The 21,625-nt window shown below is 70.3% G+C and carries 22 protein-coding genes and 2 pseudogenes; 14 read left to right on the top strand and 10 right to left on the bottom strand.

Annotated features, from left to right (window positions below):
- Position 1: 1 nt before the first annotated feature.
- Positions 2-721, bottom strand: coding sequence for an MgtC/SapB family protein (locus ACZ7OH_RS25875; RefSeq protein ID WP_470283125.1), 720 nt, complete (start codon positions 719-721; stop codon positions 2-4).
- A gap of 38 nt (positions 722-759) precedes the next feature.
- A complete protein-coding gene (mgtA, locus tag ACZ7OH_RS25870) occupies positions 760-3,357 on the bottom strand; it encodes a magnesium-translocating P-type ATPase (protein WP_470283124.1) in 2,598 nt (865 codons plus the stop codon).
- Between the two features lie 280 nt (positions 3,358-3,637).
- Between mgtA and ACZ7OH_RS25865 the strand changes: the two genes are divergently transcribed.
- The 6 genes from ACZ7OH_RS25865 to ACZ7OH_RS25840 all read left to right on the top strand — a co-directional run bounded on the left by ACZ7OH_RS25865 (position 3,638) and on the right by ACZ7OH_RS25840 (position 9,031).
- On the top strand, positions 3,638-3,997 hold the full coding sequence (locus ACZ7OH_RS25865; protein ID WP_470283123.1) for an ArsR/SmtB family transcription factor: 360 nt from the start codon (positions 3,638-3,640) through the stop codon (positions 3,995-3,997).
- A gap of 101 nt (positions 3,998-4,098) precedes the next feature.
- Complete coding sequence (gene ftsW, locus ACZ7OH_RS25860) at positions 4,099-5,448, top strand: putative lipid II flippase FtsW (protein ID WP_470283122.1); 1,350 nt, start codon at positions 4,099-4,101, stop codon at positions 5,446-5,448.
- 149 nt (positions 5,449-5,597) lie between these two features.
- On the top strand, positions 5,598-5,750 hold the full coding sequence (locus ACZ7OH_RS25855) for a hypothetical protein (RefSeq protein WP_470283121.1): 153 nt from the start codon (positions 5,598-5,600) through the stop codon (positions 5,748-5,750).
- A gap of 106 nt (positions 5,751-5,856) precedes the next feature.
- Positions 5,857-7,002 (top strand): cation:proton antiporter, encoded by a 1,146-nt coding sequence (locus ACZ7OH_RS25850; RefSeq protein WP_470283120.1) that lies wholly within the window; start codon positions 5,857-5,859, stop codon positions 7,000-7,002.
- A complete protein-coding gene (locus ACZ7OH_RS25845; RefSeq protein ID WP_470283119.1) occupies positions 6,999-7,376 on the top strand; it encodes a hypothetical protein in 378 nt (125 codons plus the stop codon). Before ACZ7OH_RS25850 ends, ACZ7OH_RS25845 begins: the two co-directional genes overlap by 4 nt.
- Positions 7,377-7,552: 176 nt before the next feature.
- Positions 7,553-9,031 (top strand): FtsW/RodA/SpoVE family cell cycle protein, encoded by a 1,479-nt coding sequence (locus ACZ7OH_RS25840; protein ID WP_470283118.1) that lies wholly within the window; start codon positions 7,553-7,555, stop codon positions 9,029-9,031.
- Positions 9,032-9,057: 26 nt separating this feature from the next.
- Here the strand turns inward: ACZ7OH_RS25840 and ACZ7OH_RS25835 are convergent, their stop codons facing one another.
- Entirely contained in the window at positions 9,058-9,456 is a 399-nt protein-coding gene (locus ACZ7OH_RS25835) for a hypothetical protein (RefSeq protein ID WP_470283117.1), read from the bottom strand.
- Positions 9,457-9,838: 382 nt separating this feature from the next.
- Here ACZ7OH_RS25835 and ACZ7OH_RS25830 point away from each other — a divergent pair, with 382 nt between their 5' ends.
- The 4 genes from ACZ7OH_RS25830 (at position 9,839) to ACZ7OH_RS25815 (ending at position 13,083) form a co-directional block, all read left to right on the top strand.
- Positions 9,839-11,377: an LCP family protein gene (locus ACZ7OH_RS25830; RefSeq protein WP_470283116.1), complete on the top strand. Its 1,539-nt coding sequence runs from the start codon at positions 9,839-9,841 to the stop codon at positions 11,375-11,377.
- Positions 11,378-11,400: 23 nt separating this feature from the next.
- Positions 11,401-12,231, top strand: a complete 831-nt coding sequence (locus tag ACZ7OH_RS25825) for a DUF998 domain-containing protein (protein WP_470283115.1) — start codon at positions 11,401-11,403, stop codon at positions 12,229-12,231.
- Positions 12,232-12,333: 102 nt separating this feature from the next.
- Positions 12,334-12,750, top strand: a complete 417-nt coding sequence (locus ACZ7OH_RS25820) for a ribonuclease domain-containing protein (protein WP_470283114.1) — start codon at positions 12,334-12,336, stop codon at positions 12,748-12,750.
- A 171-nt stretch (positions 12,751-12,921) separates the two neighbouring features.
- Positions 12,922-13,083, top strand: a complete 162-nt coding sequence (locus ACZ7OH_RS25815; protein ID WP_400898577.1) for a hypothetical protein — start codon at positions 12,922-12,924, stop codon at positions 13,081-13,083.
- Here ACZ7OH_RS25815 and ACZ7OH_RS25810 read toward each other — a convergent pair.
- From ACZ7OH_RS25810 to ACZ7OH_RS25795, 4 genes and pseudogenes are all read right to left on the bottom strand, one after another.
- Positions 13,052-13,939, bottom strand: coding sequence for an FAD-dependent monooxygenase (locus ACZ7OH_RS25810; protein ID WP_470283113.1), 888 nt, complete (start codon positions 13,937-13,939; stop codon positions 13,052-13,054). The two genes, ACZ7OH_RS25815 and ACZ7OH_RS25810, sit on opposite strands and share 32 nt — an antisense overlap.
- A 142-nt stretch (positions 13,940-14,081) precedes the next feature.
- Positions 14,082-14,378: pseudogene (locus ACZ7OH_RS25805) on the bottom strand (pentachlorophenol monooxygenase); the annotation flags it as partial.
- A 91-nt stretch (positions 14,379-14,469) separates the two neighbouring features.
- Positions 14,470-14,592, bottom strand: a pseudogene (locus ACZ7OH_RS25800) (hypothetical protein); the annotation flags it as partial.
- A 175-nt stretch (positions 14,593-14,767) separates the two neighbouring features.
- A complete protein-coding gene (locus ACZ7OH_RS25795; RefSeq protein WP_470283112.1) occupies positions 14,768-15,409 on the bottom strand; it encodes a transglycosylase SLT domain-containing protein in 642 nt (213 codons plus the stop codon).
- Positions 15,410-15,714: 305 nt separating this feature from the next.
- On the opposite strand from ACZ7OH_RS25795, the gene ACZ7OH_RS25790 reads away from it, so the two are divergent.
- Positions 15,715-16,281, top strand: coding sequence for a hypothetical protein (locus ACZ7OH_RS25790; protein ID WP_470283111.1), 567 nt, complete (start codon positions 15,715-15,717; stop codon positions 16,279-16,281).
- 3 nt (positions 16,282-16,284) lie between these two features.
- On the opposite strand, the gene ACZ7OH_RS25785 is transcribed toward ACZ7OH_RS25790, so the two are convergent.
- Positions 16,285-17,118 carry a S1 family peptidase gene (locus ACZ7OH_RS25785; RefSeq protein ID WP_470283110.1) on the bottom strand — a complete coding sequence of 278 codons (834 nt, stop codon included), beginning with the start codon at positions 17,116-17,118 and terminating at the stop codon, positions 16,285-16,287.
- A 141-nt stretch (positions 17,119-17,259) separates the two neighbouring features.
- Entirely contained in the window at positions 17,260-17,805 is a 546-nt protein-coding gene (locus tag ACZ7OH_RS25780; RefSeq protein WP_470283109.1) for a DUF3558 domain-containing protein, read from the bottom strand.
- A 242-nt stretch (positions 17,806-18,047) separates the two neighbouring features.
- Between ACZ7OH_RS25780 and ACZ7OH_RS25775 the strand changes: the two genes are divergently transcribed.
- Both ACZ7OH_RS25775 and ACZ7OH_RS25770 read left to right on the top strand, forming a co-directional pair.
- On the top strand, positions 18,048-19,019 hold the full coding sequence (locus ACZ7OH_RS25775) for a magnesium transporter CorA family protein (RefSeq protein ID WP_470283108.1): 972 nt from the start codon (positions 18,048-18,050) through the stop codon (positions 19,017-19,019).
- Positions 19,020-19,177: 158 nt separating this feature from the next.
- Complete coding sequence (locus ACZ7OH_RS25770) at positions 19,178-19,519, top strand: twin-arginine translocase TatA/TatE family subunit (protein WP_470283107.1); 342 nt, start codon at positions 19,178-19,180, stop codon at positions 19,517-19,519.
- 60 nt (positions 19,520-19,579) lie between these two features.
- On the opposite strand, the gene ACZ7OH_RS25765 is transcribed toward ACZ7OH_RS25770, so the two are convergent.
- Positions 19,580-20,371: a class I SAM-dependent methyltransferase gene (locus ACZ7OH_RS25765; protein ID WP_470283106.1), complete on the bottom strand. Its 792-nt coding sequence runs from the start codon at positions 20,369-20,371 to the stop codon at positions 19,580-19,582.
- A 176-nt stretch (positions 20,372-20,547) separates the two neighbouring features.
- On the opposite strand from ACZ7OH_RS25765, the gene ACZ7OH_RS25760 reads away from it, so the two are divergent.
- Entirely contained in the window at positions 20,548-21,492 is a 945-nt protein-coding gene (locus tag ACZ7OH_RS25760; RefSeq protein ID WP_470283105.1) for a trypsin-like serine peptidase, read from the top strand.
- Positions 21,493-21,625 lie beyond the last annotated feature (133 nt).

The following is a 21,625-nucleotide window of genomic DNA, read 5'->3' as shown; positions in this document are numbered from 1 at the left end:
TTCACCTGTCCTCGGTGTCGTCGTGGTCGGGGGTGGTGACCTGCCAGCGGACGCTGGTCACCGAGGGCTCCAGGGACAGCCGGGACACCGCCGACTCCATCTGCTTGTCGTCGCGCTGCTCGGCCGACAGGTCCGCGCGCACCTCCACTTGGCCGTCGTGGGCGGCGTTGAGGCTTTCGATGGACCGCAGCGCGAAATCCGTGCGCGACAACGACTGCACGAGCAGGGTGCGCACGTGTGCCTCGGCGTCGTCGCGGGTCACCGCGCGAAAGGTGTAGGTGGCGGGAGTTTCGGCGCGGGTGTCCGGCCGGCGATCGACCGCGCGCCCGAGCGGGCGCAGCGCCACGTTCACCGCCACCACGACGACCGTGCCCGCCGTCGCCTCGACGTACAGCCCGGTGCCGGCGAGCGATCCCACCGCCGCCGAGCACCACAGGGTCGCCGCGGTGTTCAGGCCCCGCACGGTCAGGCCCTCACGCAGGATCACCCCGGCGCCGAGGAACCCGATCCCGGACACGATCTGCGCCGCCACCCGCGTCGGATCGGCGCCCGCGCCGGTGAACCCGTGGGCGGACAGCAGCACGAACAGCGTCGCCCCGGCCGCGACCAGCGCGTTGGTGCGCAACCCGGCCATCCGGGCCCGGTACTGGCGCTCGAAGCCGATCACCGTGCCCAGCCCGACACCACTGCCCAGGCGCAGCAGCATCTCCGCAGTCGTCATCCTGCGCTCACTCTCGTTCAGGTAGGCGGAAAGGGTGGTTACCACCAGGCGGGGCGGCGGCCGTAGAGCCGTTTGGCCAGCTGCGCGGCCACGGCGTACGCCACCAGGACGAGGACGAGCCACAGCAGGTAGCCGCCGGGCAGCTGGTGCAGGCGCAGCGGCCCGGCCAGGGGCGACAACGGCAGCAGCAGCCCGGTCAGCCCGGCACCCGCCGCCGCGGCCACGACCACGCGAGCAGGACGAGCGCCCCGCGCGAACCCGGCCCGGCCGCGCAGGACCAGCACCACCAGAAGCTGGGAGAGCAGGCTTTCGGCGAACCAGCCCGTCTGGAACAGCAGCGGGTCGGCGCCGGCACCGAACACCCACCACAGCACCGCGAACGTCGAGAGGTCGAAGACGGAGCTCAGCGGGCCGAACACGAGCATGAACCGGGTCAGCCCGCGCGCGTCCCAGCGCCGTGGCGCGCTCAGGTACTCCTCGTCGACGCGATCCCAGGCCAGCGCGAGCTGGGCGAGGTCGTAGAGCAGGTTCGCGACCACGAGCTGGATCGGCAGGATCGGGAGGAACGGCAGGAACGCGCTCGCCGCGAGCACGGTCAGCACGTTCCCGAAGTTCGACGCGGCGGTGATGTTGACGTACTTCAGCGTGTTGCCCAGCGTGCGGCGGCCCTCGACCACGCCGCGGGCGAGCACGCCGAGGTCGCGCTCCAGCATCACCAGGTCGGCGGCGTTCTTCGCCGCGTCGGTCGCGGTGTCGGGGGCGATGCCGACGTCGGCGGTGCGCAGCGCGGTGACGTCGTTGACGCCGTCACCGATGAACCCGACCGCCCGGCCCTGCGCTCGCAAAGCCGCCACGATCCGGGCCTTGTGCGCGGGGGCGAGCTTGGCGAACACCGTCGTACGCTCGGTCAGCACTCGCAGATCGGCGTCGTCAGCCCGCTCGACGTCGCTGCCGAGCACGACCTCCCCGACCGGGACCCCGACCTGTTCCGCCACGCGCGCCGCGGCGTGGCGGTTGTCGCCGGTCAGGATCTTCACCGTGATCCCGTGCCCGGACAGCGTCCGGACGGCCTCGCTCGCGCCGTCGCGGACCGGGTCGACGAACCCGATGAAGCCGACCAGGACCAGCGCGGTCTCGTCGTCCTCGGTGTAGCGGCCGGGCCGGGCCGGGCGTTCGCGGGCGGCGACGGCCAGCAGCCGCATGCCGTGCTCGGTGTGGGCCCGGACGAGGTCCGTCACTTCGGCCCGGGCCGCGTCGGTCAGCTCGGCGACTTCACCGGCGCGGCGGGCGTGGCCGCAGCGGGGCAGGATCTCGTCCGGATCCCCCTTGGTGACCACGATGTGGGCGCCCGCGCGGTGGACGACCACGGTCGCGCGGCGGCGCGCGTGGTCGAAGCCCAGCTCGTCGACCTTGGTGAACAGCGCGTCGGTCACGAGGTCGTCGTCCGGCTCGGCGAGCTGCGCGACGATCGCCTCGTCGAGCCGGTCGCGCTGGTCGGCCTGGAAGTGCACCGCGAGGTAGGCGTACTCGGCGGCTTCGCCGTCCGGGCGGCCGCCGGAGTCGATGCTGTGCGCGAAGGCGACGCGGTCCTGGGTCAGGGTGCCGGTCTTGTCCACGCACAGCACGTCCATCGCGGCCAGGTCCTGGATCGCGTTGAGCCGCTTGACGATCACCTTCCGGTGCGACAACGCGGCCGCGCCGCGGGCCAGGTTGGTCGTGACGATCACCGGCAGCATCTCCGGCGTCAGGCCGACCGCAACGGCGACCGCGAACATCGCCGCCTGCGCCCAGTTCCCGGTGACCGTGCCGTTGACCACGAGCACGATCGGCACCATCACCAGCATGAACCGCACCAGCGTCCAGCCCACGCGGCGGACGCCGTGGTCGAAGCTGGATTCGGCGCGCGGCGCCGCCGCCTGCGTGGCCAGGGAACCGAAGTACGTCCCGGCGCCGGTGGCGACCACGACCGCGGTCGCGGTACCGCCGACCACCGACGTCCCGGCGAGCACGACCGCCGGCGCGTCCACGAGATCCGGCGGCGACGCCGGCCGTCCTCGACGCGGTGTGGGCGCCCGCTTCGCCACCGGCAGCGCCTCGCCGGACAACGCCGACTGGTCCACGACCAGGTCCGCGGCCGCGACCACCCGGACGTCCGCGGCCACCACGTCGCCCGGGCCGAGCAGCACCAGGTCGCCGGGGACGAGGTCGGCCGCCGGCACCTCACGCTCGGCGCCCGGGAAGCCCTCGCCGGCCCGGCGCCGGACGGTGACCGTCGTGCTGACCCTGGCCCGCACGGCACCGACCGCCCGCTCGGACCGCGCCTGCTGCCAGAACCGCAGCAGCACGTTCAGCGCCACTATCACCGCCACGGTCACGCCGCCGCGGAGGTCGCCGACCACCGCGAAGACCACACCGAAGCCGGCCAGCAGCGCCACGAACGGGCTGCGGGCCGCAACCCATCCGCGCTTGACCACTCCCGTCGCGACAGCGGGATCGAGGCGGTTGTCACCGAAGCGGCGCAGCCGGTCGGCGGCCTCGGCTTCGGTGAGGCCCTTCGGCGAGCTTTCGAGCCGCTGGAAGACCGTGATCACGGGCGCGTCGCCCAGTTCGGGCGGCACGCCGGGGGAACGCGTCATGGGGAGGTCCTGTCCATCGAGGGCACAGCTGTACGAGACGACAGCGGCACGACCACGCGGACCACCGGACTTACCCCGGCGTGGCCGGGGAGGGCCGGACGTCCCCGCGGTCGTGGCGACTACTTCCTTCGCCGGTCACCCGGCTCACCTCCCTCCACACGACAGGCCGCAGCACCCGGCGGGCGCCGACCGGGCACCAGTACACCCCACCCCGACACGAACAGTCAAACACTTGTCGAAGTGACCGTCCTTACGTCACCCTATGGGGACACTCGAGAGGATGTACCCCGTGCCTGCCCCACCCGACCCCGACGCGCTGCCGCCCGATCTGCTCCAGGACGCCGCGACCACCTTCGGCCTGCTGTCGGCCACCGTTCGGCTGCACCTGCTGTGGCTGCTCGCTCAGGGCGACCGCGACGTCGGGACCCTCGCCGACGAAACCGGCCAGAGCGTCGCCACCGTCAGCCACCACCTCGGCAAGCTCAAACTCGCCGGCCTCGTCCGCGCCCGCCGCCACGGCAAGCACCAGATCCATTCCATCGACGACCCCCAGGTCGCCGACATCGTCCAGCTCGCCATCCGGCACCACCAGGAACTCCGCGCCAGTACGCCCCGGACGCGCCGTACCCGGGGTGCCTGAGGCCGTCGCCTCTCAGTGTCCTATCAGGACACATCTGAGAGCCTCTCAATGGAATTCCCATGCCGGGCCGACGGGAATCGATCGACAGCAGGGTGGCGGATGTGACAGCCGAGGTGAGCGGTGGCCGGGGTGCTCGGCTGCACGCGGCGGTGTTCGGGTGGCTTTCCCGTCCGCTGGCGTCGTTCCACCTGGTGTTGTGCCTGTGCGGTCTGCTGACGTTGCTCGGCGCGGTGATGGTGCTGTCGGCGTCCTCGGCGTCGGCGTACGACCCGCACGCCGGGGGGAGTGTCTACGGCACGTTCTACCGGCACCTCGCCTCCATCGCCGCGGGGCTCGTCGCGTTGTGGGCGGGGTTGCGGCTGCCTTTGCCGGCGATCAGGCGGGTATCGCCGACGGTGATGGTCGGGGCGCTGGTCCTGCTGGTGCTGGTGGTCACGCCGCTCGGGACGCTGGCCGAGGGGGCCCGGCGCTGGTTCTCCTTCGGTCCGCTGTCGGTGCAGCCCGTCGAGATCGCCAAGGTCGCCCTCATCCTGTGGGGAGCGCACATCCTGGTGACGAAGGCCCGAGTGCTGCGGTACTGGCGACATCTCCTGGTGCCGGTGGTTCCGGCCGCGCTGCTGATGTTCGCGCTGGTGATGGCCCAGCCGAACTTCAGTGGCACGATCACGCTCGGGATCGTCCTGATGGCTCTGCTGTGGTTCGCCGGCGCGCCGAAGCGGTTGTTCGCGGCGTTGCTGCTCGGGGCTGGGGTGGGGGTGGTCGTGCTGGCCGTGGCCGCGCAGTACCGGCTGGCCCGGGTGCTGTCGTTCGTGTCCGACGGAACCGACTCGTCGGGTTCGGGCTATCAGGCGCTGCAGGCGGAGTACGCGCTCGCCGACGGCGGCCTGTTCGGCGTGGGACTGGGGCAGGGCGCGTCGAAGTGGAAGTACCTGCCGGACGTCCAGAACGACTTCATCTTCGCGCTCATCGGTGAAGAACTCGGCTTCGTGGGGTGCGTGGTCGTCCTCGTGCTCTTCGGGGCGCTGGCGGTGGTGGGCTTCCGGATCGCCACCCGCAATCGCGACCCGTGGAACCGGATGGTCGCCGCCACGATCACGGTTCTCCTGGTGACTCAGGCGGCCATCAACATCGGCTACGTGGTCGACGTGCTGCCGGTGACCGGTGTCACGCTCCCGTTGGTCTCCTACGGTGGAACTTCGCTGGTGGTCACGATGTTCCTGTTCGGCCTCCTCGCTCACTGCGCCCGGCACGAGCCGGAAGCCGTGGCGGACCTGACGCACCTGGGTCCGGGCCGCCTCGGCCGGCTCCTGCGCCTGCCCACGCCGGGGGCCTCGGCGCGGCCGTCGGTCCCGCGCGACCCGCCGCGAAACGAGCGGCGGCGGCGTGGGCGGACCGATCGTCGCCCGGTTGTGCCCATCGGCGAGCGAGGCGGCGGACGGCCGCCCCGGTAGTGCGCGCGGGCTGGGGTTCTCAGCGTTTTGCCAGCGTCAGGCGGATAGCATCGCGCGTCTCGGGACGGCTCACGCCCGCACGCGCGGACGGTTGTTCTCCGGGGGGATAGCCGTGAGGAGCGCGTTATGTCCGAAGTGGACTGTGGGGCATGAGGCTTGCCGTGTGGACGGTGCTGTGCGTCGTTTGCCTCGCCTCCGACCACGTCGTGCTCGGCGTACTCGGATTGCTGGTGCTCTTCGCCGCTCACGGTGGCTCCGCCGATGTTCGCCCAGCGCGTCGCAGCATGACCCTGCCGGTGTGAGCTGAACGCGCGGCGCCTCGAACCGCCGCGAGCGTCCGCCTCCCGCGTGAAGTGGCGGTTCCGGCCCGGCGTGGCGACACTGACGAGGTTCGGAAGGAGCCCGCCGATGAACCTGTCCACGCTGGCGCTGGTCCTGCTGGCCGGACTCGCCGGTCCGCTGCTGGCGGCGTCGCGACGCGCCCGGGTCCCGATCGTGGTCGGGGAGATCCTGTTGGGCGTGGCGGTCGGGCACACCGGCGCCGGCTGGGTGAACGCCGACGACCCGATCCTTTCCTTCGTCGCTTCCGCCGGCTTCGCGCTCGTCATGCTGGTTGCCGGCAGTCACGTGCCGCTGCGTGACTCGGCGCTGCGCGTCGCGAGCGGCCGGGGCGCGCTGCTCGCCGTGGTCGTCGGCATCCTGTCGGTGCCGGCCGGACTCGGGGTGGCCGCGCTGGTCGGCACCGGGCACGGCCTGCTCTACGCGGTTCTGCTCGCTTCCAGCTCGGCAGCTCTGGTGATGCCGGTGATCGACGAGGCGAAACTGGGCACGCCGCCGGTGATCGCGATGATCGTGCAGGTCGCGATCGCGGACACCGCGTGCATCGTCGCCCTGCCGCTGGCGGAGGATCCCGCTCGGGCCGGTCACGCGGCACTGGGCGCGCTCGCCGTGATCGCGGCCGGCGCCGTCTGGTTCCTCGTGCTGCGCCGGCTGCACGCCGACGGACTGGTGGAGCGGGCGCACGAGCTGAGCAAGACCCGGCATTTCGGGCTCGAGCTGCGGATCGCGTTGATCGTGCTGTTCGGGCTGGCCGGGCTGGCCCAGCTCGTCGGCGTGTCGGTGATGCTCGCGGGATTCGTGGCCGGGCTGGCGTTGGCCGCCGTGGGCGAGCCCCGGCGGCTGGCCAAGCAGTTGTTCGGGGTGACCGACGGATTCCTCGGCCCGGTGTTCTTCGTCTGGCTCGGCGCTTCGCTCGACCTGCGCGCGCTCGGCCGGCACCCGGAGATGCTGGCGCTCGCGGCGCTGCTCGCCATCGGCACGGTCGTCGTGCACGGCGCGACCCGCGTGCTCGGCCAGCCGCTGTCACTGGCGGTGCTCGCCGGTGCGCAGCTCGGGGTCCCGGTCGCGGCCGTCACCATCGGGAACCACGAGCACCTGCTCGCTCCGGGCGAGGGTGGCGCGATGCTGGCCGCCGCTTTGGTCAGCGTCGCGGTGACCGGGTGGGCCGCGCGGTCCGCTACCCGCAACAGCACGCAACAACGGAGGTCCGCGTGAAGGAACACTGGAAAACCGAACCCGACGAGCACGACTACCCGGCCGCTCTCGACTACCTGACGCTGGTCACCGACGAACGGACGGCCGCCCGTCTGGTCGAGGAACTCCGGCAAGCCGAGCTGACCCACCGCAAGGCCAAGGACATCTTGCGGGCCGGCCGCCTGGAGCTGCTGGACGCGGACAACGTCCACGTCGCCAAGGACCTGGCCAAGGTCAAGAAGGGCAAGGCCCTCTCGCCGGTCCTGCTCGTGCGCGGACACGGCCATCCGGGCTTGGAGACCGCCGACAACCTCCTCGTCGCCGACGGGTACCACCGTGTCTGCGCCTCTCATCACCTCGACGAGAACGCCGACATTCCGTGCAAGCTGATCTGACGGGGGCAGCGTCACCAGGCTTCTCAGCGATTTGCCAGCGAACGGTGAATAGCATCGGGAACAGCTCGGCTCCGGCTGTCCGTTGTCCTTCGTGACGATGCCGGTGTGCCCGGGCCGCTCAAGTGTGTCCACACAGGACAGCACATCCGCTGGCTCCGGTGAGGTTGTCGGGATCGATGATTCTCCGTCCGAAGAGGACGGTGACGGGCGTGCCGCCCGAAGCGCCGTCCCAGCCGTCCATGACGCGCCGCGGTACCGAGCTGGTGATGCTCGCCTTCGCCACCGTCATCGTGGTGTTCGCTTTCGTTCTGGTGGAGAGCAACCAGGACCACGAACTGACCCTGAGCGTGCTGTGGTACGGGCTCGGGTACTTCGCCATCTTCGCGGTCGCGCACTTCGCGACCCGCCGGTGGGCACCGCACGCCGACCCGCTCATCCTGCCGTGCACGGCCCTGCTCAACGGGATCGGCCTGGTGATGATCTACCGGATCGACCTGGCGCAGGCCGCGAAAGCCGTCCAGAACAACGACACCTTCGCGGCCGAGGCGCCGAAGCAGGTCCTGTGGACCGTCCTCGCGCTGGCGCTGTTCCTGCTCGTGCTGATCGTGGTCAAGGACCATCGGCGGCTGGCCCGGTTCGGGTACACCGCGGGCCTGGCCGGGATCGTCGCCGTCGCGCTGCCGGCCGTACTGCCCAGCGCGATCTCGGAGGTGAACGGGGCGAAGGTGTGGATCAAGCTCGGCCCGTTGTCGATCCAGCCCGGCGAGTTCGCCAAGATCCTGCTGCTCGTGTTCTTCGCGTCGTTCCTCGTGGCGAAGCGGGAAGTGTTCATGTCGGCGGGCAAGAAAGTGTTCGGCATCGAGCTTCCGCGCGCCCGCGACCTCGGCCCGATCCTGATCGCCGCGCTGGGCTGCATGGGCGTCCTGGCCTTCGAAAAGGAGCTCGGGGCGGCGTTGCTGTTCTTCGGGATCGTGCTCGTGCTGATCTACGTCGCCACCGAGCGCGGGATCTGGGTCGGGTTCGGGCTCGTCGTGTTCGCCGCCGGCTGTGTGCTCGCGTACCTGCTGTTCAACCACGTCCGCCAGCGCGTGGCGAACTGGATCGACCCACTGGCCACCTACGACCAGCCCGGCGGGGGCTACCAGCTGGCCCAAGGACTGTTCGGGATCGCGACCGGCGGCGTCGGCGGCACCGGCCTGGGGGCGGGCCGGCCGGACATGGTGCCCGAGGCGAGCACCGACTTCATCACCGCGGCGATCGGCGAGGAGCTCGGGTTCGTCGGTCTCGCGGCGATCCTGATGATCTACCTGCTCCTCGCGATGCGCGGCATGCGGGCCGCGCTGGCGGTACGGGACACCTTCGGGAAGCTGCTCGGTGTCGGCTTGTCCTTCGCGGTCGTGATGCAGATCTTCGTGGTCGTCGGCGGGGTCACGAAGCTGATCCCGGAAACGGGGATCACCGCCCCGTTCCTGTCCAAGGGCGGCTCGTCACTGCTCGCGAACTACATCCTCGTGGCGCTGCTGCTGCGGATTTCCGACACGGCTCGGCGGCCCACGCCCCGCCCCGCGGCACCACCGCCACGCCAGGCGCCCTTGGCCGACGCGCACACCGTGCTGGTCAGCGTCCCGGGCACACCGCCGGCCCCATCACGGTGATGCCGGAAATCGGATGGCTCGGCCGATCACCGCGGTGGTAGCCGGTCCAGACATCCTGACCAGTCGCCGTCCGGGCAGATCCCGACGTCGGTGATCGTCGTGTCGAGGGTGACGCGGTGTCCGGGGTCCAGGCAGGTGCTCACGGCTTCCCGGCCGACGCAAGCCGTGTAGTCACCGGACTCGAACACGGTGACCAAGGTGCCCGGGATGGTCACGGCACCGACGCCGCCGCCGAAACACAGGTCGGCTCGGGGAGATGCGACCCGCAGCACGATCGGCGCGGGACGCTGGCCGGAGCCGCAGTCGCGGCGGGCGATCGCCGAGTTCGTGCCAGGTGCCGCACCGCATCCGGTGAGCAGGCCCGCGGCGAGCCCGGTAGCCGACACCAGCGCGGCCCACCGCCGGAACTCGTTCACCACAGCCACTTCCCCAGTGTGCGATGGAGTCATTGAGAAGACGTTGAGAGAGCGCCGTGTTCGGCCGCCGAGGCGTTGTCCGTTGCCGGAGATGTCACCAGTGTCCTTTCCGGACTCCGGTTCCCGGCAACTCACGGTTCCCTCACTCATCAAACCCTCAGGATCTTCCCGGTACGGTCGCGACGCGCCGCACGCGGCACGGGTCCCTGGGCAGGGGCGTCGCGCGCGGCGCACCGAAGAGTGCCGGCCGGGCGGAGGTGGGCTCCGTGGACGGTGATGGGGGTGGAGAGTGGATCACGAGCAGCGTCGGACGCCGCCCGTTCCGCCCGCCCGTCGTCGCCCCGCTCCGCCATGGCCGGCCGCCGGACCTCCCGTAGCGGCTGAGCATCGCGTGGACCGGGAAGCTCGCACGGTCCGCACCGCTCCCGTGCCCGCGGCCGCGGCACGCCGCCGTCGGCGTCCGGCCTTGGTCGCGGGCCGGGTCGCGGTCGGGCTGGCGTCGCTGCTGGTGCTGACCGGCACCGGGGTGGCCTCGACGATGTTGACCAGCCTCGTCGACGGCCTGAACACCTCCGACGCGCTGGGGACGGACGGGCCGAAATCCACCGGCCAGGATCAGAACATCCTGTTGATCGGCCTGGATTCGCGCAAGGACCAGAACGGCAACCAGCTGCCCAAGGAGATCCTGGACCAGCTGCACGCCGGCGACGGCACCGAGGGCGGCTACAACACCAACACGCTGATCCTCATGCACATCCCCGGCGACGGCAGCAAGGTCTCGGCGGTCTCGATCCCCCGCGACGACTACGTCCCGGTGCAGGGCCTTCCCGGCTACACCCACGCGAAGATCAAAGAGGCCTACGGGCTGGCGAAGTTCTACGCCGAGCAGGACCTGGCCAAGCAAGGCGTCACCGACAAGGCGGAGCTGGAGCACAAGGGCCGCGAAGCCGGCCGGAAGAAGACACTCGAGACCGTCCGGAGCTTCCTGGACGTGCCGATCGACCGGTTCGCCGAGATCAACCTCGCCGGGTTCTTCGACCTGGCCACCGCGCTCGGCGGGATCGAGGTGTGTCTCAACCACGCTGTCAAGGACAGCTACTCGGGCGCGGACTTCCCGGCCGGGCACCAGACGCTCAACGGGTCGCAGGCGCTGTCGTTCGTGCGGCAGCGGCACGGCCTGGACAACGGCGACCTCGATCGCACCCACCGTCAGCAGGCCTTCATCGCCTCCGCGGCGCACAAGCTGCGCAGCGCGGGCACCTTCACCGACCTGGGCAAGCTGCAGGACCTGATCGACACGGCGAAGAAGGACGTGGTGATCTCCGCCGGGTGGGACATCCTGTCCTTCGCGCAGCAGGCGAAGAACCTCACCGGCGGCAACCTCGAGTTCACCACGCTGCCGATCGCCGGGTACGAGAAGGTCAACGGCCAGGACGTGAACAAGGTCGACACCGAACAGGTGCGGGCCGCCGTGCGCACCGCCTTCGGCATCGCCGCCCCGCCACCGGCGACGCCGCAGGTGAAGGCGTCGGCCACGATCGACGTCCGCAACACCACCGGCAAGACCGGCCTCGCCGCGGCCGTGACGCAGGCGTTGACGCCCTACGGGTTCCGCGCCGGCGAGCGGACCAGCGCCGCTCCCGCCGCATCGGCTGTCGCCTACGGCGCGGGCGCGCAGAACGACGCCGCCGCGGCGGCGGCACTGCTGGGCGGGCTGCCGGTCGCGGCCGACAGCCATCTGCCGAAGGGACACGTCCGGATCACCCTCGGCACCGGCTTCGCCCTGCCGGCCACGCTCGGCCCGCACGGCGCCGACGCCCCACCCGGCGTCCCCGCCTCAGCCTCGACGCCGGCCGGACCGGAACCTCCTCCGGCCGCCGGGCCGCAGGGCGGCACGGTCGACGGCAGCGGCATCCCCTGCGTCAACTGAGCGTTCACGAGGAGCTCCGAGCTGTGTCCTTGCTTGTACCGTCGTCGTCTCTGCTCGCCCTGTTCGCCGGGCGCCGCTGCCGAGTGGGGATGGTGACCGCGCAGGTCGTGTTCGCCGTCGCGGGCGGGCTGCTGACGGTGTTGCACGTGGACCCTCGGTGGGGACCGATCAACCCCATGACCGGGATGTTGTCGGACTACGCGTGGTGCCCTGGCTGGTGGATGTGGGATACGGCGCTGGTGCTGATCGCCGCCGGGTCGGCCGTGGTGCTGGCGGTGCTGTACCGCCGCCGGGTGCTGGTGTGCCGGCCGGCGATGTCGGCGATGGTGGTGTGGTGCCTGAGCGTGCTGGCGGTCGCGGTGTTCAGCAAGGATCCACAGGGCGGCGCGGTGACCGCGACCGGCAAGGCCCACCTGGGTGCCACCGCGATCTCGTGCGTGAGCCTGCCGCTGGCGGGCTGGCTGCTGGGGCGCCGCCACCGTCACGAGCCGAGCTGGCGGCGGTCGGCGGCGTGGTCGCGGCGCCTGGCGCTGGCCACGATCCCGTTCTTCCTGCCGTTCATCATTCCGTTCACCGCTGACGTCGTGCTCGGCGGGCACCTGCCGACCGTGGCGACCGGGTTGGTGGAGCGGGCGGTGGCAGCCCTCGAGCTGGCCTTGCTGGTCGTGCTCGCCCGCTGGGTCCGCCCGCAACGGCCGGCGATGCCTCGGACTCGCCCCCGTCGACAACCTGAGCGGCGGGCCTCATCGACCCTTCGAGTCTGGCGCCTGCGCAAGACGTCGACGCAATGCCTGCTCCCTCGAGCGGCGCACTCGGCCTGGGTGGTTTGTGGTTCTTGCCGGAGTTCCTACTGAAGTTCATTCACATTTGGCGATGATTTTCCTAGTCTGCGGGAGATCGAAAAGTCACCATCATCGAGGTTTCTCTCTCATTGGTAGCTCGGGCAAGGAGGACTTGTGCGGAATCGGTTGCGTTCTAGGCGGTCGTGGGCGATGCGGCTCGGCGTGCTGGCCGGTGTCATCGCGTCGACGGCGGGCATTTCTTCGGCCACCACAACGGCGATGGCCTCCACGTACGACTCGTGCACCATCTCGGGATGCTCCGCCGCGAGGTCGGCGAATTCGATCTGGCAGTCCGATGGCTACCCGGGCAGCCGAGGGTGGTACGACTGGCCGAACGGGCAGTGCAACTTCGCCGGCGGCACCTATTACAACAACGACGGGCAGCTGCCCGGCGGAGACTCGTTCCAGGAGTACGACGTCTACCCGCGGACGTGCGGTGCGCACCGGGACGCCTACCGGATCGTGGTCGACCTGAACACCGGCGAGGTCTGGTACTCACCCGACCACTACAGCGACTTCTACCACCTGTAACGATTTCCGGTTCGTGTCCCGGAAACTCGGCAGGCCGAGTGGTGAACGCTCGGCCTGCCTCCGTGGTGTCTCCTGTGAAGACGCTGAGAACGTGTCCGCCGTGCCGAGCGTGAAGCGCCGGACGGTGGGTATACATCGTTTCGTTCGAAGTCGGCGTCGAAAGGAGTGGTCATGGGGTTGCTGATCGGGCTGCTGGTCGTCTGGGCGGTACTGGCCGTGCTCGGAATCGTGATCAAGGGACTGTTCTGGCTGGTCATCGTGGGTGCGATCCTGTTCGTCGCGACGGGAGTGATCGGTATCGTCAAACGCGGCGCCCTGAGCGCCCGCCGATGAGGCGACGCCTGTCCCGGCCCTGAATGCACGCGCGGCGTTGTAATCCCATGGCGCGCGGCCGTCCACTGTGGACGATTGCGTACTCCTCAAGCGTCCGGAAGGCGCCGTCACGGCGGCCAGGTACGCGGTGACGGCGGCTGCGTCCTGGGCGCGCAGTCCGATGTGTCCGTCCGGGCGGACCAGGATGAGTTCGTCGTCGTGTGCGTCGGAGCCGATCGAGTAGGCGTTGACCCCGGCGACGTCGGGCAAAGGGGCCGAGGCCGAACCGGTAGAGCGTCCAGTCGCCGCCGCGCTGCAGCTCGAACAGGCGCACCGGGTGCCCGTCGGGCCGGGAGCAGAGCGCGTCGGGGTTGCGGTCGCCGGGGTGGGGGCCGGCGCCGTCCCAGGGTGGGCTGAGCGGGCCGCCGCGGTAGGTGATCCCCAGGCCGGACATCGCATCGAGGTCGGAGTCCTCGAACCGCGCGAAGCGCGTCAGCAGCTCCTTGGAAAGGCTCAGGACGGCTGCGGCCATCGGCAGCCGTTCTTGCTCGTAGGTGTCCAGCAGCGGCTCGGGTGCGCCGTTGAGGACCGCGGCCAGTTTCCACCCGAGGTTGATCCCGTCGTGGATGCCGGCGTTCATGCCCTGGGCGCCCGCGGGTGCGTGGACGTGGGCGGCGTCTCCGGCGAGCAGGACGCGCCCGATGCGGTAGCGGTCGACCATCCGCTCGTTGTAGCGCCAGCGCGAGGTCCAGAGGGCTTCGCGGAGCGTGACGACTCCGCGGCCGTAGGCTCGACGTCGCCGTCGCTCTCGCCGACCTCGGCTTGGAGCACGAAAGAATCGGTCGCGGGCAGCGGTACAGCGACAGGCGCTGACCACCGGATCGGCGACGGGCGTGCCACCGGTCGCGGTCGATGCCGTCGAGGCGGAAGTCCCCGAGCAGCATCTGCTTTCCTTCGCGGGTCACCCCGAGGAACGACACGCCCGCGAGCTTCCGGACGGTGCTGGACCCGCCGTCGGCGCCGACCAGCCATCCGGCGCGCAAGCGCTCGCCCGAGGAGAGTTCGACGGCGACGTCGTCATCGCCGGACCGCATGCCGACCAGGCTCGTGCCGAACTCGACCCTGACGTCGCAGCCCGCGAGCAGGTCACGCAGGGTATCTTCCAGCCGCCACTGGGGGAGGATCATCGAGCGGGCGAACGGTGTGGTCGGTGTCGGCTCGATCCCTTTGGTCATGTCGTGCTCGTGCACGGTGCCGTCGGGATCGACGTACCGGATCACCAGGCGCGACCGTCCGGCGGCGCCGAAGCCGTCCAGGAGTTCGAGCGTGCGCGGCTGGAGGCCCTTGCCCCGGCTCCCTGTCTGCGGTCCGGGTTTGAGCGTCGACGATGCGCACCTTGACGCCCTTGCGGGTCAGTGCCGCAGCGGTGATCAGGGCGGTCGGCCCGGCTCCCACGACGAGAACCTCGGTTGTACGGGCCGCATTTTCGATACAGGGCCAAGCTGGCGATCGGTGAAGGTGCGGGCCCATTCGCCTGTAGGCCGAGTTGCTCGCGATGGCGACGCTGGAGCGTACCTCCGTCCGGTGAACAGCTGGAACAGCAGCTCCGCGCCGCGCTGGTCCAGTTCCGGATACCCGAGTTCGTCGAGGCGGAGCAGGTCGCCCTTGCCGGAGCGGGGCTGCTCCGCTCCGGGCGGGGGCGGGGTCAGCGCTTTCCCACCGCCGCACCGGCTTTCGGCCAGTTCGCGCGCAGGTTCTCCAGGTAGGTCCGGGCCTGCTCGCCGGGCTTGGTTCCGTGGGCGAACGCCGTCATGTTCCCGGGCCCGGCGTTGTAGCCGAGGGCGAGCAGTTCGCCGGTGGTGTACTCGCCGCTGTGTTTCGCGGGCAGCCGGGCGGCCAGGTCGTGCAGGTACCAGGCTTCGGCCTGGATGGCCAGATCCGGGTCGTCGGGCAGCTCCGTCCACTGCCGGGACGCGAACGGCCGGCCGCGGCGGGTCTCCTCGAACGTCGCGCGGTGCATGTTCGCCACCCCGAACGCCGCGTCCGGCTTCAGGTTCTGCCAGGCCCGCTCGAGCTCGGGATCGTGCGGTTTGTAGTCCTCGTTGTAGAGGATCGCCATTACCAGCTGCGGGTCGACGCCCGCTTCGCGGGCCCGCGCGGTGACCTGCGGAGCGAACTTCGCCGGGTCGGGGTTCCCGGCCGAGGCGGAAACCGGGGCCGACTGGCTCGGCGGCGGTGCGGCCCGTGTGGGCGACGTCGAGGCCGGCGGCCCGGCGGGAGCTGCCGCGCACCCGACCGGCGCCAAGGCCAGCACGCAAGCGACCGCGAACACCCGAACCAGCCGCATGGACCCCGCCTTTCCCCGGTTCGGCACCACGATAGCCGGGGTGGCCGGCCCTCGGCCCGCCACCCACGCGCGGCTCCGCGGCGCCGGTCGACCGGCCGGGGCCCACCGTGGCCGGAAACGCCGGCTCCGCGCCCTGGGGGTGGACCCCCGAGTGTCCGAAGAGGACAGTGCAGGGCCGCGGCGACGGGCAGCCGGCGCGGAAGCGTGCGCCACCGCACTTTCAGGGCGGCCATCGGGGATATCCCCGATGCCCGAAGGGTTTCCGCGTAGGAGACTAGGTCCGTCATCGACTGGGGGAGATGTTCATGAGAGGCAATCGGTTCGCAGCCATGGTCGCGGTGACCGTGGTGCTGGTGTCGGGGGTCTGCGTATCGTCGGCGGCCGGCGTCCAGTTCGGTGGCGCCCCGCAGCCGGCCGGCCCGGGTGCCGGGAGCGCGGTGAACCTGGTCGACTACACCGACAACGACGGGGCGGCGTCGACGGTGATCCTCACCGGCGGGATCGGGGACTTCGGCGCGGCAGTGAGCGTGGATGCGAACGGCACGGTCAACCCGGACCACAACAGCGACCTCCTGCTGGCGCTGTCGCAAGGTACGTTCCGCCTCGACGTCGCCGAGCTGGACCGTGCGGTCGCGGCCGTGATGAGCACGTTCCCGCCGGACCGCCGCAGCTGCTCGGGTACCGTGCGCGCGACCGCGCCGGTGCCGATCGTGGCGGGCTCGGGCACCGGCGCGTACCGGGCGATCCGGGGCACCTTCACGCTGACCGTCACGGTCGCCGAAGTCGACGCGAAGGCGAATTGCGGGCCGGGCAGCGCTTTTCTCGACCAGATCGTCGTCACGGCCGGGCCGGGAACCGTGACCTCGACGTAGGGATCAGGCGAGGCCGACGCCGTAGGCGTTCAGCGCCGCGGTGACCGGCTGGAAGTAGTCGGTGGTGCTGTCGCCGCCGGACACGGTGCCCAGCGCGGTGCTGCCGTCGAACAGAGCGCCGCCGCTGTCGCCGTGGTCGGAGTAGACGTTCGTTTCGATGAGGCCGTAGACGACGTCGCCGTTGCCGTAGTTGACGGTCTGGTCGAGCGCGCTGACCGTGCCGCAGGTCAGTCCGGTCGTGCGGCCGCTCTTGCAGACCTGTTCGCCGACGTAGGCGTCGCCGGCCTGGGTGATCGGCTGGGTGGTGCCGTCGTAGAGGTCGACCGCGCCGGGGCCGTCGCCGGAGTCGTTGCGGATCAGGCCGTAGTCGGTACCCGGGAAGCTGGAGTCGACCGAGGGGCCGATGCCCTGCCAGGACGGGCCGCCTTGGGTGCAGTGGCCGGCGGTGATGATGTACTGCTGGCCGCCGCTGGTGACGTTGAACCCGGCCGAGCAGATGATCGAGCCGGTGCTGATCTCGTCGCCGTCGTAGACCTGGGTCGTCAGCGGTTTGGCGGTGTGCTTGACGCGCACGGCCGAGCCGAGGGACGCGATCGCCGAGCGCAGCCCGGCCATCCCGGCGCCGTGCGCGGCGTCGGAGATCGTGACGACGACCTGGTGCGTGGCCGGGTCGATGCCCCACGCGGTGTTGGGCACGTCGTGCACGCGGTCGAGCGTCGCTTTCGCCGACGCCAAGGCCGCCGCGGTCGGGGCCGCCGAAGCGGGCACCGCCAGTGCGAGCACCGAGGCCGTGGTGATTCCGGCGGTGAGCAGGATTCTGGGCAGGGACGTGATCATGAGGCACTCCCAGGGAAAACCGGTACGGGGACGTCCAAAGAGTCCCCGCACACGAGCCATGGTCACCACCTACTTCGGTAGGAAGATGTCGGTGAATTACCCTCTGTTAACCGACGTGGTGGCGTTCTCTCGGTTGGCGGATCAGGGAGCGCGGTGACCTTGGTAGCCGACGATGGCTCCGGCGAAGGTGTCCGCTTCGGTGCACGGATCGCCGTAGGCGTTGAGCTTGGTGTCCCGGGCGTCGGTGACGACGTCGAGAACCATGCTGTCGGTCACGCCGACGACGACGCGGCAGTGCCCGGCGGCGGTCTCGACGTGCACGGCCGGGTAGCTGTGCACCGTCGTCGCGTCGAACACCGGGAACGAGGTCCGGCGGCGGTAGACCTCGTCGAGACCGCCCGCTCCGACCGACGCCCGGTACGTCAGGGCCGAGGTGTCGGACGGGGTCCAGGAGCACGTCGGACCGTCGACGCCGGCGGACGCGGTACCGGGCCGGGTGACGAAGAAGCGAGTCAGCTGAGCGGCGGGCAGCAGCGCACAGGGGTCGCGTGCGTACGCGCTCAGGTCCAGCGGGTCGCCGGGAATCGGCGGCGACAACCGCGCGGGTGGCGCCGCGGCCGAACAAGCGGTCATCAGCGCGGCCGCTGCCAGGAGTGCGAACCCGGCCGGACACGACGACCTGGACACGACCGGCCCTCCTCGGGTGAGTGAAGCTTCTCGCGAAGATAACCACCCGCCCCTGGCAAGACGCTGAGGACGCCGAGAGGGCCGAACCGGACCGCGCTCAGCGTCCTCACAGCGGTTTTCGGAAAGGGTGCGACGAAACCCTCAGGCATACCCCGGAGTTGACGACGTGCCGATCACCACGACAGATCCCCTGATTTTGCCCGAGCGAGACCGCGCGGTGGGCCGCTGATCGGCGGACGGTCATGGCACACACCCGCGTCTACCGCAACGGCGTGCTCGAAGCCGAAGGGTTCCCGGTCGCGGCGGTCTCCGACCACCTCGCCGACCCCGCGGCCACCGTCTGGCTGGACTTCTGCGCCCCGACCGAAGCCGATCTCGCGGCGATCAGCGAAGAGCTCGGCCTGCACCCGCTCGCCGTCGAGGACGCCGTGCACGAGCACCAGCGGGCCAAGCTCGACCGCTACGACTCCCACGCGTTCCTGACCGCCTATTCCGCGAAGCTGGACGACGCCACCGGCACCCTCGTCGTCTCCGAACTGGCTGCGTTCATCACCGGCCAGGCTCTGGTCACCGTGCGCAAGGACGAGAACTTCGCGATCGACGCCGTGGTCGCGCGGTGGGACTCGGCCGGGGAACTGGCCAAGAACGGCGTCGGCTTCCTGCTGCACGGGCTGCTGGACTACGTCGTCGACGGTCACTTCGAGGTCGTGCAGTCCCTCGACGAGCAGATCGAGCACCTCGAAGATCTCGTGTTCGACGAGCGGCCGCGGTACACGGACGTGCAACGGCGCTCCTTCGCCCTGCGCAAGAGCCTGGTCCAGGTGCGCCGGGTCGTGCTGCCGATGCGGGAGGTCGTCAACGCGATCATGCGCCGCGACCTGCGCATCGTCGATGGTGAGATGCAGCCGTACTTCCAGGACGTCTACGACCACGTGCTGCGCGCCTCGGAGTGGACCGAGTCGCTGCGCGATCTGGTCACCACGATCCGCGAAACCCAGCTCAACATCCAGGGCAACCGGCTCAACACGATCATGAAGAAGGTCACCAGCTGGGCGGCGATCATCGCCATCCCGACCGCGGTCACGGGGTTCTACGGGCAGAACGTGCCTTACCCCGGGTTCCAGACGACCGCCGGGTTCTGGACTTCCACGCTGGTGATCCTCGTGCTTTCCGTCGGCCTGTACGTCTCGTTCAAGAAACGAGACTGGCTGTGAACGAGCAGCGACAGGCCGGGTTCCCCGGGTAGCGACGAATTCGCCGAATTTCTCGCCGCCATCGTTGGCGCGGACGCGAAACCGGAGCCTTCCGCGCGGGAAGGCTCCGGTTCGCCGTTCTCAGCGTCCGCAAAGCGAGCGACGGGTACGTTCTCACGGTGTTCGGTCTCAGCCTGGAGCATCTGGTCATCCTGCTCGCGGCGGCGTTGTTCATCCTCGGACCCGAGCGGTTACCCGGTGCGGTGAGCCAGGCGGCCCGTGCGGCGCGCCGGGCCCGCGAGTTCGCCGTCGGCGCCCAGCGGCAGCTGGAGGCCGAGCTGGGCCCGGAGTTCCAGCAGCTGCGCAAGCCACTGCAGGACCTGCAAGCGTTGCGCGAATTCGATCCCCGGACAGCCCTGCGGCGCCACCTCATCGACGACCACCCGCCCACGGCTCCGGCGATCCCGAGCGGCGGGCTGCGTCCGGGGGAGCGTCCACCGATCGATTCCGACGCCACCTGAGCCCGGTCAGCCGACGCGGCCGCCGGTCCCGGTGGCCGCCCCGGCTTCGGTGGGTGTCGGCTACCCGGTGATGCGGACGATGACCTGCTCGTTGGCGTAGGAGTACCCCGCGTACTCGATGGACACGCCGGTGCGCTCCACGTATTCCCGCAATGCCCGGTACTCGTGCTCTTGCCAGCCCTGGAAGTTGAAGAACTCGTCGAACACGAGCACGGAGCCCGGCCGCAGGCGAGGGCCGACGAGGTCCAGCACGGTCTTCGCGGAGCTGTAGAGGTCCGCGTCGACGTGGACGAAGTCGACCGGTCCGGGATGGCGGGCGAGAAAGCCGGGGAGCGTGTCGTCGAACCAGCCGACGACCAGTTCGGCGCCGGCGACGTCGGGGAGGCCGTCGACGGTGAAGCTGCCGGCCGGGAAGTCGATGCGCCAGTCTTCGGGCAGACCTTGGAAGGAGTCGAAGCCGTAGACGCCGCCGGAGGTCCGGGCGGCGGCGATGATCTTCAGGGTCGTGCCGGTGTAGACGCCGAACTCCAGAGCCATGCCGCCGGTGGGAGCCAGGGAAAGAGCGTGTTCCAGGGTCCGGTGTGGGTCGTCGAACCGCGGTGCGTGGGGCATGTGGGCGCGGACGAATTCGGCCGATTCCCGGGTGGCTTGCTGGTCGGCGGCGTAGACGATGTCGCGTCGCGTGCGGATTTCGAACTCGATGAGCCGGTCGTAGATCCGCTTGGTTTCGGCCCGCAGCTCGGCTAGTTGCCGTTCCTGCTGTGCCAGCAGTGGTGCGACGGCCTCCGTCACCGTGTTCTTCAGCCGTGCCCGGATCGGTCGCAGCAGCCGGTGCCGCCAGGACGCATGCATGGGGGATGGGTTCCTCTCGTCACCGAAGGTGGGGATTGTAAGCCGTACGTCGACGTGTGACGAGGCATTCGACCGGAGAGATTTTCGTCCTGCTCAGCGTTCTCTCAGGATGGACAATTCCCGCTGTGCCGCGCATCAGTATGCTGTCCGGCAGGTGGCGGAAAGGTGCGGGGGGCATGGTCTGGGTTCGGTTGTTGCCGCTGCTGGCGCTGTTCGCGACCGTGGCCTTCGCCGCGACTGCGTCCGTGGCCGCCGAGGACACGGACGGAGCGGTCGCGATGGCGCGATCGGCCTCGCCGGCGCCACCGGCTGCCGAACACGACTGGCCGAGCCGCAGGGTTCCTGCTCCTGCGCCGGAGCCACGCGCCACGGCGGTCATGGCATCGCCGCCCGTCACCAGCCCGTCTCCCACCGTCGTCCCCGGTCGCACTGATGTCCCAGCCCGGCCGGTGGTGCCCGAAAGTGCCCGTGCGCACGTGGTGGACCCCGGTAGCCGGCTCGCCGTGGGTGCGTTGTTTTCGGGCGACGGTCACTACTGTTCGGCCAGTGTGGTGGACAGCCCGAAGGGGAACCTGGTGCTGACGGCAGCGCATTGCGTCCACGATGGCGCCGGTGGGGGTGCCTTCACCAATGTGACGTTCGAACCCGGCTACCACGATGGGACAGCGCCGTTCGGTGTCTGGGCCGTCTCGCAGATCTTCGTCGCTCCCGGCTGGGAAGCCACTTCGGACCCCGACCTCGACTTCGCCTTCCTCACCGTTCATCAGGACGGCAACCCCGCCCCGCTCGAGAGTCTCACCGGAGCCAACCGACTGGGCTCCGACCGCGGCTACACCAACACGGTCTCGGTCACGGGCTACCCGGACTCCGCCGACGCGCCGGTGACCTGCCTGAGCACCACGACTCAGCAAGGTGCGAACCAGATGCAAATTTCGTGTCCCGGATTGTCGGAGGGAACCAGCGGCAGCCCGTGGGTCCTCGACGTCGACCCGGCGACGAACCTCGGCACGGTCATCGGAGTCGTCGGCGGTTTCGAGGCCGGCGGTGACGATGATGTGTCCTACAGCAGCTACTTCGACGCCGACATCGAAGCACTTTACCGAGCGAGCGTCACCGGATAGCGGATCACGGTGGACCCGGCCGGTGCCTTCGCCGCACATGCGAGGCTGGTTGGTCGGTTCGCCGAGGCGCCAAGCCATCGTTTCGTTCTGCGCCGTTCATCGGAGCGTGGTTTGCGAGGGGCCGCCGATCGGC

It is taken from the genome of Amycolatopsis sp. NPDC114478, from assembly GCF_055633805.1.
This window is presented reverse-complemented; position numbering and strand designations above follow the sequence as displayed.

Excerpts from the sequence above, each read along its gene's own strand:
- ACZ7OH_RS25875 (WP_470283125.1), bottom strand. The coding sequence starts at position 721 with ATGACGACTGCGGAGATGCTGCTGCGCCTGGGCAGTGGTGTCGGGCTG.
- mgtA (WP_470283124.1), bottom strand. The coding sequence starts at position 3,357 with ATGACGCGTTCCCCCGGCGTGCCGCCCGAACTGGGCGACGCGCCCGTG.
- ACZ7OH_RS25865 (WP_470283123.1), top strand. The coding sequence starts at position 3,638 with ATGTACCCCGTGCCTGCCCCACCCGACCCCGACGCGCTGCCGCCCGAT.
- ACZ7OH_RS25855 (WP_470283121.1), top strand. The coding sequence starts at position 5,598 with ATGAGGCTTGCCGTGTGGACGGTGCTGTGCGTCGTTTGCCTCGCCTCC.
- ACZ7OH_RS25850 (WP_470283120.1), top strand. The coding sequence starts at position 5,857 with ATGAACCTGTCCACGCTGGCGCTGGTCCTGCTGGCCGGACTCGCCGGT.
- ACZ7OH_RS25840 (WP_470283118.1), top strand. The coding sequence starts at position 7,553 with ATGATTCTCCGTCCGAAGAGGACGGTGACGGGCGTGCCGCCCGAAGCG.
- ACZ7OH_RS25815 (WP_400898577.1), top strand. The coding sequence starts at position 12,922 with ATGGGGTTGCTGATCGGGCTGCTGGTCGTCTGGGCGGTACTGGCCGTG.
- ACZ7OH_RS25795 (WP_470283112.1), bottom strand. The coding sequence starts at position 15,409 with ATGCGGCTGGTTCGGGTGTTCGCGGTCGCTTGCGTGCTGGCCTTGGCG.
- ACZ7OH_RS25790 (WP_470283111.1), top strand. The coding sequence starts at position 15,715 with ATGAGAGGCAATCGGTTCGCAGCCATGGTCGCGGTGACCGTGGTGCTG.
- ACZ7OH_RS25785 (WP_470283110.1), bottom strand. The coding sequence starts at position 17,118 with ATGATCACGTCCCTGCCCAGAATCCTGCTCACCGCCGGAATCACCACG.
- ACZ7OH_RS25775 (WP_470283108.1), top strand. The coding sequence starts at position 18,048 with ATGGCACACACCCGCGTCTACCGCAACGGCGTGCTCGAAGCCGAAGGG.
- ACZ7OH_RS25765 (WP_470283106.1), bottom strand. The coding sequence starts at position 20,371 with ATGCATGCGTCCTGGCGGCACCGGCTGCTGCGACCGATCCGGGCACGG.
- ACZ7OH_RS25760 (WP_470283105.1), top strand. The coding sequence starts at position 20,548 with ATGGTCTGGGTTCGGTTGTTGCCGCTGCTGGCGCTGTTCGCGACCGTG.